Source organism: Nocardioides lentus, assembly GCF_039529515.1.
Lineage (GTDB): Bacteria > Actinomycetota > Actinomycetes > Propionibacteriales > Nocardioidaceae > Nocardioides > Nocardioides lentus.
The window spans coordinates 1,399-12,140 of the sequence record NZ_BAAAMY010000003.1 but is presented as its reverse complement, the minus strand read 5'-3'; the positions used below and the strand labels follow the sequence as shown (position 1 = coordinate 12,140).

Annotated in this window: 7 protein-coding genes and 1 riboswitch; of the genes, 4 read left to right on the top strand and 3 right to left on the bottom strand. The window is 76.1% G+C overall.

Annotation, left to right across the window (positions count from 1 at the left end; all coding sequences use genetic code 11):
• Positions 1–143 precede the first annotated feature (143 nt).
• Positions 144–248: riboswitch (glycine riboswitch) on the top strand.
• A gap of 77 nt (positions 249–325) precedes the next feature.
• Genes gcvP through ABD158_RS06490 form a run of 3 tightly spaced genes read left to right on the top strand, consistent with a single transcriptional unit; the run spans position 326 to position 6,011 of the window.
• On the top strand, positions 326–3,157 hold the full coding sequence (gene gcvP, locus ABD158_RS06500; protein WP_344005340.1) for an aminomethyl-transferring glycine dehydrogenase: 2,832 nt from the start codon (positions 326–328) through the stop codon (positions 3,155–3,157).
• Entirely contained in the window at positions 3,154–4,515 is a 1,362-nt protein-coding gene (locus ABD158_RS06495) for a serine hydrolase domain-containing protein (RefSeq protein WP_344005338.1), read from the top strand. The genes gcvP and ABD158_RS06495 overlap by 4 nt, the downstream gene beginning before the upstream one ends.
• Positions 4,512–6,011 (top strand): CYTH and CHAD domain-containing protein, encoded by a 1,500-nt coding sequence (locus ABD158_RS06490; protein WP_344005336.1) that lies wholly within the window; start codon positions 4,512–4,514, stop codon positions 6,009–6,011. The genes ABD158_RS06495 and ABD158_RS06490 overlap by 4 nt, the downstream gene beginning before the upstream one ends.
• A gap of 85 nt (positions 6,012–6,096) precedes the next feature.
• Here ABD158_RS06490 and ABD158_RS06485 read toward each other — a convergent pair whose 3' ends face one another.
• The gene (locus tag ABD158_RS06485; protein WP_344005334.1) at positions 6,097–7,485 is read right to left on the bottom strand and encodes a metallopeptidase TldD-related protein; all 1,389 of its coding nucleotides are present in this window, start codon (positions 7,483–7,485) and stop codon (positions 6,097–6,099) included.
• Positions 7,482–8,993, bottom strand: coding sequence for a TldD/PmbA family protein (locus ABD158_RS06480; protein WP_344005332.1), 1,512 nt, complete (start codon positions 8,991–8,993; stop codon positions 7,482–7,484). Before ABD158_RS06480 ends, ABD158_RS06485 begins: the two co-directional genes overlap by 4 nt.
• A 176-nt stretch (positions 8,994–9,169) precedes the next feature.
• Between ABD158_RS06480 and ABD158_RS06475 the strand changes: the two genes are divergently transcribed.
• The gene (locus tag ABD158_RS06475) at positions 9,170–9,964 is read left to right on the top strand and encodes a MerR family transcriptional regulator (RefSeq protein WP_344005330.1); all 795 of its coding nucleotides are present in this window, start codon (positions 9,170–9,172) and stop codon (positions 9,962–9,964) included.
• 12 nt (positions 9,965–9,976) lie between these two features.
• On the opposite strand, the gene ABD158_RS06470 is transcribed toward ABD158_RS06475, so the two are convergent.
• The coding region (locus tag ABD158_RS06470) for an SbcC/MukB-like Walker B domain-containing protein (protein WP_344005328.1) at positions 9,977–10,742 on the bottom strand (766 nt) is incomplete at its 5' end.

Genomic DNA, 10,742 nt, shown 5'->3' with positions numbered 1-10,742 from the left:
ATGCGTTCTGCCTGCGCATCCGGGCCGACTCGATGCGTTCTGCCTGCGCATCCGGGCCGACTCGATGCGTTCTGCCTGCGCATCCGGGCCGACTCGGCGATGCGGGGGCTCGGGTGCGGCGGCGTGTAACCTGGGGGTGCTGGCGATCCCGCGCGGGAGAGCTCGCGGCGCCGGGTGACCGGCGCTGGCGGCGCCGAAGGGGCAATTCCTCCCCGGAACCTCTCAGGCACCCGGACCGCGCGGACCAGGCGGCTCTGGAGACCTCGACGACGAGGACGACAGAGGGGGAGGTGGACCTGACGTCTCACCGCCCGGGAGCAACCCCATGTCCGTCCCCTTCGTCGACCGCCACGTCGGCCTCGACGCCGACGCCGTCGCCACCATGCTGGAGCGCGTCGGCCACCCCGACCTCGACTCGCTGATGGCCGCCGCCGTGCCGGCCGGCATCCGCTCGGCCGCCTCGCTGGCGCTGCCGGAGGCACGCAGCGAGGACGCGTGCGCCCGCGAGCTGCGCGCGCTGGCCGCCGAGAACCGGCCCGCCGAGGCGATGATCGGCCTCGGCTACCACGCCACGGTCACGCCGCCGGTGATCCGGCGCAACGTGCTCGAGGACCCGAGCTGGTACACGGCCTACACGCCGTACCAGCCGGAGATCTCGCAGGGCCGCCTCGAGGCGCTGATCAACTTCCAGACCGTCGTCGGCGACCTGACCGGCCTGCCCACGGCCAACGCGTCGCTGCTCGACGAGGGCACCGCGGCGGCCGAGGCCATGACGCTCGTACGACGGGCCGACAAGAAGGCGTCGGGCCCGTTCGTGGTCGACGCCGACGCGCTGCCGCAGACCATCGACGTCGTGCGCACCCGCGCGGGGGCCATGGGCCTCGAGGTCGTCGTGCAGGACCTGTGGGACGACGAGCTGCCGGAGCGGGTCTCCGGCGTGCTCGTGCAGTACCCCGGCGCCTCCGGCGCGGTGCGCGACCCCCGCCCGGTCGTCGCCGCGGCCAAGGAGCGGGGCGGCCTCGTGGTCGTCGCCGCCGACCTGCTCGCCCTGACGCTCCTGGAGTCGCCCGGCGAGCTGGGCGCCGACGTGGCCGTCGGCTCGACCCAGCGCTTCGGCGTCCCGCTGTTCTACGGCGGACCGCACGCCGCGTTCATGGCCGTGCGGAAGGGCCTCGAGCGCCACCTGCCCGGCCGCCTGGTCGGCGTCTCCGTCGACGCGGAGGGACGGCCCGCCTACCGGCTGGCGCTGCAGACCCGCGAGCAGCACATCCGCCGGGACAAGGCGACCTCCAACATCTGCACCGCCCAGGTGCTGCTCGCCGTCGTCGCCGCCATGTACGCCGTGCACCACGGCCCCGACGGCCTGCGCGCGATCGCGACCCGCGTCGCCGAGGACGCCGACCGCCTCGCCGGGTCGCTGCGCGAGGGTGGCGTCGAGGTGGTCCACGACGCGTTCTTCGACACCGTGCTCGCCCGCGTGCCCGGCCGCGGCGGCGAGGTCCTCTCCGCGGCCCGCGACCTCGGGGTGCACCTGCGTGGCGTCGACGCCGACCACGTCGGCATCAGCGTGGGGGAGACCGCGACCGAGGAGACCCTCGGGGCCGTGCTCAAGGCGTTCGGGGTGACCGCGGGCGAGGCCGGTCGTGGCCGCGCGCTCGCCGGGGTGGCCGACGACCTGGCCCGCGCCACGCCGTACCTGACCCACGAGGTCTTTACCTCGCACCGCAGCGAGACCCAGATGCTGCGCTACCTGCGTCGACTCTCGGCGCGCGACTTCGCCCTCGACCGCGGCATGATCCCGCTGGGCTCGTGCACGATGAAGCTCAACGCGACCACGGAGATGGAGCCGGTGAGCCTGCCCGGCTTCGCCGACCTCCACCCGTTCGCGCCGGCCGAGGACGCCGCCGGCTACCGCCGCCTGGTCGCCGACCTGGAGGGCTGGCTGGCCGAGGTCACCGGCTACGACGAGGTCTCCATCCAGCCCAACGCCGGCTCGCAGGGCGAGCTCGCCGGGCTGATGGCGATCCGGGCCTACCACCTCGACCGCGGCGACGCCGCGCGCGACGTCTGCCTGATCCCGTCCTCCGCGCACGGCACCAACGCCGCGTCCGCGGTGATGGCCGGCCTGCGCGTGGTCGTCGTGGCCTCCGGCGAGGACGGCGGCGTCGACCTCGACGACCTGCGCGCCAAGTGCGCCGAGCACGCCGGGTCGCTGGCGGCGATCATGATCACCTACCCCTCGACGCACGGCGTCTACGAGGCCGGCGTGGTGGAGCTCTGCGAGATCGTCCACGACCACGGCGGCCAGGTCTACGTCGACGGCGCCAACCTCAACGCCCTGCTGGGCCACGCAAAGCCGGGCGAGTTCGGCGGCGACGTCTCCCACCTGAACCTGCACAAGACGTTCTGCATCCCCCACGGCGGCGGCGGCCCGGGCGTCGGCCCGGTGGCCGTGCGTGCGCACCTCGCGCCGTTCCTGCCCTCCCACACCGCCCACCCCGACGCGCACCGCCGCACCGGGGTCGGCCCGATCAGCGCCGCGCCCTACGGCTCGGCGGGGATCCTGCCGATCTCCTGGGCCTACGTGCGGATGATGGGCGCCGAGGGCCTGACCCACGCGACGTCGGCGGCGGTGCTGTCGGCCAACTACGTCGCGGCGCGGCTGCGCGAGTCCTTCCCGGTGCTGTACGCCGGCGAGGACGGGCTCGTCGCCCACGAGTGCATCCTCGACCTGCGCGGGATCACCAAGGCCACCGGCGTGAGCGTCGAGGACGTCGCCAAGCGCCTGGTCGACTACGGCTTCCACGCGCCGACCATGTCGTTCCCGGTCGCGGGCACCCTCATGGTCGAGCCCACGGAGTCCGAGGACCTCGCCGAGATCGATCGGTTCTGCGACGCGATGGTCGCCATCCGCGGCGAGATCGACCGCGTCGCGGCGGGGGAGTGGAGCGTCGAGGACTCCCCGCTGCGCCACGCCCCGCACACGTCGCGGGCGCTGGTCGGCGACTGGGAGCGGGCCTACGACCGCACCACCGGCGTGTTCCCGGCGGGCATCGACCCCGACAAGTACTGGCCGCCGGTGGCCCGCATCGACCAGGCCTACGGCGACCGCAACCTGGTCTGCGCCTGCCCGCCGCTCGAGGCGTTCGCCGAGTGAGCCGACCGCCCGCCGACCCCGTCGCGCCGTCCACGGCACGCCTGCTGCGGACCGACCTGGCCCGGCTGCAGGTCGACGGCCGGCTGCCGTCGCTCGTCGCCTGCCTGGTGCGCGACGGCGAGGTCTGCTGGAGCGAGGGGTACGGCGCGGTGCCCGGCGACGCCGAGCACACGGCGTACCGGATCGGGTCGATCACCAAGACGGTCACCGCGGTCGCGATCCTGCGCCTGGCCGCCGCGGGGGAGCTGTCGCTCGACGACCCCGTGCGGCGGTGGTGGCCGCGGGCGCCGTACGGCGAGGTGACGCTGCGGGCGCTGCTGGGCCACGGCGCCGGGGTGCCGGCGGAGCCCGCCGGTCCCTGGTGGGAGCGCGCCGGGCGCGGCGAGGACGAGCTCGCGCTCGCCGCGGCCGAGGCCGGCCGCGAGGCCCCGCACGCCCCGGGCCGCACCTTCCACTACTCCAACCTCGGCTACGGCGTGCTCGGCGTCGTGCTCGCCCGGGCCACCGGCGAGCCCTGGTTCGAGCACGTCCGCGACGCGGTGCTGGCCCCGCTCGGCATGACGTCCACGACGTACGACGCGCCCCCCGGTGCGGCCCGCGGCTGGTCGGTGCACCCGTTCGCCCGCACGCTGCTGCCGGAGCCGACGCACGACACCGGCGTGATGGCGCCCGCCGGTCAGCTGTGGAGCACCACCGGCGACCTCGCCCGGTGGGCGACGTTCCTGCTGACCGGGCACGTCGACGTGCTCGCCGGCCCGGCCCTGCGGGCGGCCTTCGAGCCGCAGGTGGGCCACGGCGCGGGCGGTCCGGGCTCGCGGCACGGACTCGGCTTCCAGCTGCTCGACGGGGGCGCCCGCGGACTGGTGGGCCACTCCGGGTCGATGCCGGGCTTCGTCGCCTCCTGCTTCGTCGACCCCGCCCGCGGCACCGGTGCGGTGCTGCTCGCCAACGCCACCTCCGGCCTCGCCGCCGGGCCCGCCGCCGCCCGGCTCCTCGCCACGCTCGAGGCCGCCGAACCCACGCTCCCGCCGGCCTGGGCGCCGGTCGACCGGGTGCCCGGTCCGCTCGCCCCGCTGCTCGGGGTGTGGCACTGGGGGCCCCGCACGTCGACGTGGGCGCTCGAGACCGCACCCGACGGGACCGAGGAGGTCGTCGCCGCCGAGGCCGGTCGGGTGCTCCACCGGTTCCGGGTCCGGGGCGCCCGGGTCGTGGCCACGGAGGGCTACTTCACCGGCGAGGAGGTGCTGGTGCGCACGGCGCCCGACGGGACGGCGTACCTCGACCTGGGGACCCACCAGCTCACCCGGGAGCCCTACACACCCGGTGATGTCGTGCCCGGTGGTACACCTTCGGTGTGAGCTCCCACCACGAGGTCGAACGCACCTACACCCCCGTCGACCCCACCGAGGAGGTGGAGCTGCCCGACCTGGTCGGGGTCGGGGAGGTCACCGCCCGCGGCCACGCCGAGACGGTGGAGCTCGAGGCGGTCTACGTCGACACCGTGGACCTGCGGCTGACCCGCGCCGGGATCAGCCTGCGGCGCCGCACCGGCGGCGCCGACGAGGGCTGGCACCTCAAGGTGCCTGCGGGCTCCGGGCGCGACGAGCTCCACCGCCCGCTCGGGCGGCCCTCCAGCCCGCCGCCGAAGCCGTTGCGCGACGCCGTGCTGGCCTGGACCGCGGGCCAGGACCTCGAGCCGGTGGCGACCATCCACACGCGGCGCACGGCGTACGACCTGGTGGCCGCGGACGGTCGCGTGCTGGCCGAGGTCGCCGAGGACGAGACCCGTTCGGTGCGTGACGGGACGGTCCTCGAGTGGCGCGAGGTCGAGGTGGAGCTGGTCGACGGCGACGAGGAGCTGCTCGACCTCGTCGAGGAGCGGCTGCGCGACGCCGGGCTGCGCCCGGCCGCGGTCGGCCGCAAGATCGAGCGGGCGCTCGCCGACGTGCTCCCCGAGGTCGAGCGCCCGCGGAAGGTCCGCCGCGCCAAGCCCGCCTCGCGCGTGCTGCACGCCCGGCTCGTGGACCAGCTGGAGGAGCTGCGCCGCTGCGAGAGCGAGGTACGGCGCTCGGTGCCCGACGCGGTCCACCGCACCCGGGTCGCCGCCCGGCGCCTGCGCTCCGCCCTGCGCAGCCACGGCGCGCTGCTGGAGGGCGACGTCGCCGAGCGGCTCCAGCACGACCTCCAGCGTCTCGTGCGCACGCTGGGCCCCGAGCGTGACACCGAGGTCGCCGGGCAGCGGCTCGCCGAGCTGCTCGACACCGTCGAGGCCGACCTCGTCGTCGGCCCGGTGCGCCGTCGCGTCCGGACCGAGCTGGCCGCGCGGATGCGCGAGCACCGCGCCGCGACCCGCGCCGAGCTCGCCTCGCCCGCGCACCTGGCGCTGCTCACCGACCTCGACCGGCTCGTCGCCGACCCGCCGTGGGCACCCGCTGCCGGACGGCGCGCGGACGCCGTCCTGCCGCGACAGCTGGCCAAGGACGCCAAGCGCCTCGCCGCCCGCCTGGGCGCGGCCGAGGACGAGGAGTCCCTGCACCGGGCCCGGTCCGCGGCGAAGCGGCTCCGCTACGCCGCCGAGACGCTCGAGCCCGCGTTCGGCTCCGACGCCGCCCGCGTCGCGCGGACCGCGAAGGAGCTCCAGCAGCCCCTCGGCGTCCTGCAGGACACCCGCCTGACGAGGGCGCTGCTGCTGGAGGTCGCCGCCGCCGCGACCGCCGCCGGCGAGTCGTCGTTCACCTACGGCCGGCTCCACGCCGCCGAGGAGCTCGCCGCCGCCATCGCCCGCGAGGAGGCCGAGGCCCGCTGGCGCCGCGCGTCCAAGCGACGCAAGGGTCGGGCCCTGCGCCTCGGCTGAGCCTCGGGCCCACCGGGCCGTCCGGGGCCGTCCGGGGCCGTCCGGGGCCGTCCGGGGCCGTCCGGAGGGTCGGGTCGGATCGGCCTCAGCGCGCCTGCGACACGCTCGACATGGTGAAGTCGGGGACCCGCAGGGCCGGGGTCGCGGTCCGTGAGAAGTAGTCGTCGCCCCACTCGCGCCCGAAGCTCGGCGCGCTCGCCGAGGCGTGGCTGAAGCGGGAGAGCAGCTCGACCGGGCTCTCGTTGAAGCGGAAGTTGTTGACGGCGCCGGTGATCTCGCCGTCCTCGACGAGGTAGACGCCGTCGCGGGTCAGGCCGGTCAGCAGCATCCGCTGCGGGTCGACCTCGCGGATGTACCACAGGCAGGTCAGCAGCAGGCCCCGCTCGGTGCCGGCCACCAGGTCGGCGACGTCGCCGGCGCCGCCGTCGACCTCGAGCACGAGGTTGTCGACGTACGGCGTGGTGGGCAGGCCGGTGAGCGCGGTGGAGTGGCGGGTGCCGACCAGGTGGCTCAGGACGCCGTCGGCGATCCAGTCCGTCCGGGCGAGCGGCAGGCCGTTGTCGAAGACCGACGAGGTGTTGGACGACGACGACGCCACCACGAACGGCGCGGACTCCAGCCCCGGTGCGGCCGGGTCCGACCACAGCCGGACCCTCGGCGCCACGATCCGATCGCCGACGCGGGTCCCGCCGCCGTCCGCGGGCGGGCGGCTGTAGACGCTCTGGCCCTCGTGGGCGGTCCGCGCGCCCGCACCCCAGTAGACGTCGACCATGAGGTCGGCCACCGCCGAGGGGGGCAGGATCGTGTCGTAGCGCCCGGCGGGCAGGTCGACCGTGCGCTCCGCCCAGGCGAGCCGCTGGGCGAGCTCGGCCTCCACGGCGGCGGGGTCGACGTCGGTGAAGTCCCGGGTGGCCCGGCCGACCCAGGCGCTGCGGGTGAGGTCGGCGCTCTTGCCCGTGCAGCCCAGGTGGCCGGTGGGCTGCACGTGGCGCAGACGCAGCCCGCTCGTGGAGCCGAGGTAGGTGGTGACGAGCTCGTGGTTGACGAACCCGTACAGCAGCCGGTCGGCGGCGGCGGCGGTGGCGAAGGCGCGCCCGAGGGCCGGGGCCAGCCCGGCGTAGGTGTCGACGCCCGTGGTGGGCGAGGCGTCGTCCCAGTCCGCGGAGGTGCGGGACCCGACGAGCGGCGCCGCGTCCTCGGCGGGCTCGGCGCTCGCGGCGTCGGCCTCGGCGGCGGCGACCAGCGCGGTCACCTCCTCGGCGGTGGTGGCGCTGCCGGTGACGGAGCCCGCCGCCGTGCCGTCACCGGTCGGGTGGAACGCGACGACGGTGACCGAGACGTCGTGCGTGACGCCGTTGGTGGTCAGGGTGTTGCCCGCCCACCGCAGGTTCGCGCGGCTGGCGTCGTGGACGGCGACCACGCAGTCGCCGCGCGCGGCGTTCAGGGCGTGCTCGACGAGCTGCTGGGGGCTCATGCGCCCTCCTCGCTGGTGTTGAGGACCCGGATGCCGCGGAACAGGGCGGTGGGGCAGCCGTGGCTGACCGCCGCGACCTGGCCCGGCTGGGCCTTGCCGCAGTTGAACGCCCCGCCCAGCTCCCAGGTCTGCGGGCCGCCGACGGCCTCCATGGCGCCCCAGAAGTCCGTCGTGGTGGCCTGGTAGGCCACGTCGCGGACCTGCCCGGCGAGCTCGCCGTCGACGATGCGGTGGAACTGCTGACCGGTGAACTGGAAGTTGAAGCGCTGCATGTCGATCGACCAGGACCGGTCGCCCACGACGTACAGGCCCCGCTCGACGCGCCCGATGAGCTCCGCGGTGCTCGGGCCGCCCGCGGCCGGCTGCAGGGACACGTTCGCCATCCGCTGCAGCGGCACGTGGCCGGGGGAGTCGGCGTAGGCGCAGCCGTTGGACCGGCCGCCGTCGACGGCGAGGTGCGGCATCGCGGCGGCCATCGACCGGTCGAGCTGGTAGCCGACGAGGATCCCGTCGCGGACGAGGTCCCAGCGGGTGGTCGCCACGCCCTCGTCGTCCCAGCCGGTGGTCGCGAGCCCGTGGGGCTCGGTGCGGTCCCCGGTCACGTGCATCACCGGCGAGCCGTAGCGCAGGGACCCGACCAGGTCGGGGGTCGCGAACGACGTGCCGGCGTAGTTCGCCTCGTAGCCCAGGGCCCGGTCGAGCTCGGTGGCGTGGCCGATGGACTCGTGGATCGTGAGCCAGAGGTTGGAGGGGTGGATGACCAGGTCGAGCGGTCCCGCCTCCACGGAGGGCGCCCGCAGCTTCTCGGCCAGCAGGTCGCCGAGCCCGGCGAGCTCGGAGTCCCAGTCGTGGCCGTCGCCGAGCAGGTACTCCCACCCGCGGGCCGTCGGCGGGGCCAGCGTGCGCATCGAGTCGAAGACCCCCGAGCCCGGGTCCGTGCCCATCGCCTCGGCCTGGGGGTCCACCCGGACCCGGTGCTGGGTGGTGCGGGTGCCCGCCAGGTCGGCGTAGTACTTGTCCTCGGCCACGAGCTGGACGTCGGCGGTCGCGTGGTCGACGGCGTCGTGCGCGCGCAGCCGCTCGGTCCAGTCGACGAGCAGCGCCGCCTTGTCCCTCGTCGGCACGGAGAACGGGTCCAGGCCGACCCGGGCGGCCCAGCGCACGTCGTCGTACGTCGGCTCCGGCGCGAGCCGGACCGGCTCGCGCGTCATCGGCGCCGCGAGCGCGGCCACCTCGACGGCGGTCGTGCCCACCCGGCGGGCCTCGTCGTCGGTCAGCACCACCCCGGCGGCGAAGCCCCACGCGCCGCGGGAGACCACGCGGACCGCGAAGCCGGTGCCCGTGTGCTCGGAGGACGCCTGCAGCACCCCGTCGCGGGCGCCGAGGTGCTGGTAGCGGATCCGCTCGAACCGGAAGTCCGCGTGCTCGACGCCGAGCTCGGCGGCGCGTGCGAGCGCGACCTCCCCGAGCCGGCGGTGGGGCAGGTCCTCGAAGTCGGTCACGGCCACGGCGGGCACGCTACTCCGGCCGCGCGCGCACCGCGCGGGCCGGAGGAGCCGGCGACGGCTCGGGCGACGGCTCGGGCGACGGCTCGGGCGACGGCTCGGGCGACGGCTCGGGCGACGGGTCCCGTCGCGCCGCGGGTGTTGCCCCTGACGTGGCGTCAGGTCCTAGCGTCCCCGCCATGACCAGTCCCGACGACCTCGACGGCACCGTCACCATCGGCGAGGTGGTGCGCCGCACCGGCCTCAGCGAGCGCGCCCTGCGCTACTACGAGGAGCTCGGCCTCGTCGCCCCGGCGCGCGACGCCGGCGGCCGGCGACGCTACGACCGCGCCGCCCTGGACCGGCTGACGCGGGTACGCCTGCTGCGGGCCCTGGCCACCCCGGTGGCCGAGGTGGACCCGGACGCGCACGACCTGGCCGCCCTGACGCGCCGGCACCTGGCCTCGCTCGACGACGGGCTGAGCGACCTCGCCCGCCGGCGCGAGCGGGTGCGGGCGGTCGAGGACCGCCTGCTGGCCGGGACCGAGCCGAGCGACGCGTCGCTGCTGGACCTGCTGGAGGGGCTGGGCGCCGCGGAGCCCACCGCCGTCCGGCGGATCACGCTCCTGGTCTACCGGGACCTCGCCGCCGCCCACGCCTGGCTGGTCGACGTGCTCGGTCTCGACCCGGGCGAGCTGACGTGGGTGGACGGTCAGCCGGTGCACGGCGTCGTGCACGTCGGCGACGGCCAGGTCTGGTTGCACCGGGAGGCCCCCGAGCACCGGATGGTCTCGCCGGTCGTCCACGGGACGGTCACGGCGTCGCTGGCGGTCGAGGTCGACGACGTGGACGCCCACCACGCGCGGACCCTCGCCGCCGGCGCGCGGGTGGTGGCGGCACCGGTGGACCAGGTCTACGGCCTGCGCGAGTACAGCCTCCTCGACCTCGAGGGCCACCTGTGGTCCTTCCAGCAGGACCTCGCCGGCGACGCCTGAGCCGGTCGCCGCTCAGGTGTGGACGAGCCGGACGCGGGAGCCCCGGTCGCCCTTGAGCACCTCGAGACGCGTGCCGATCCGCTCGCGCACGCCGGCGACGTGGCTGACGACCCCGACGACGCGGCCGCCCTCGCGCAGCTCGTCGAGGACGGCGAGCACGTCGTCGAGGGTGTCGGCGTCCAGCGAGCCGAACCCCTCGTCGACGAACAGCGTCTCGATGTCGACCCCCGCGGCGTCCGCGGCCGCCTCCTGGGTGACGACGTCGGCGAGCCCGAGGGCGAGGGCGAGCGACACCACGAAGGTCTCACCACCCGACAGCGTCGCCGGGGCCCGCGACCGGCCGGACCACTCGTCGCGCACGGCCAGGTCGAGACCCCCGCGACGCCCGCCACGGCCTCGGCCGTCGACGGCGTGCTCCAGCACGTAGCGGCCGCCGGTCATGCGACCGAGCCGGACGTTGGCGGCGGCGACCACCTGCCCGAGCCGCCAGGAGAGCACGTACGCCGGCAGCGAGAGCCCGGCCGGGTTGTCCGGCGAGCGCCCGGAGGTCAGGCCCGCCACCGAGGCGGCGAGGTCCGCGGCGGCCGCGGCGGGCGCGAGGGCCGCGAGCGCCTCGCGCAGCTCCTCGGCGAGGGCCCCGATCCGCGCCAGGCGGGTGCCGGCGAGCGTGGCCCGTCGGGACGCGCCCGCCGCGTCGTCCCAGGGCGGCGGGGCCCCGCGCGAGTACCTCTCGTGCGCCCCGGCCGACGGCGGTCGTCCGAGCAACCCGGCCACGATC

Excerpts from the sequence above, each read along its gene's own strand:
- gcvP (WP_344005340.1), top strand. The coding sequence starts at position 326 with ATGTCCGTCCCCTTCGTCGACCGCCACGTCGGCCTCGACGCCGACGCC.
- ABD158_RS06485 (WP_344005334.1), bottom strand. The coding sequence starts at position 7,485 with ATGAGCCCCCAGCAGCTCGTCGAGCACGCCCTGAACGCCGCGCGCGGC.
- ABD158_RS06475 (WP_344005330.1), top strand. The coding sequence starts at position 9,170 with ATGACCAGTCCCGACGACCTCGACGGCACCGTCACCATCGGCGAGGTG.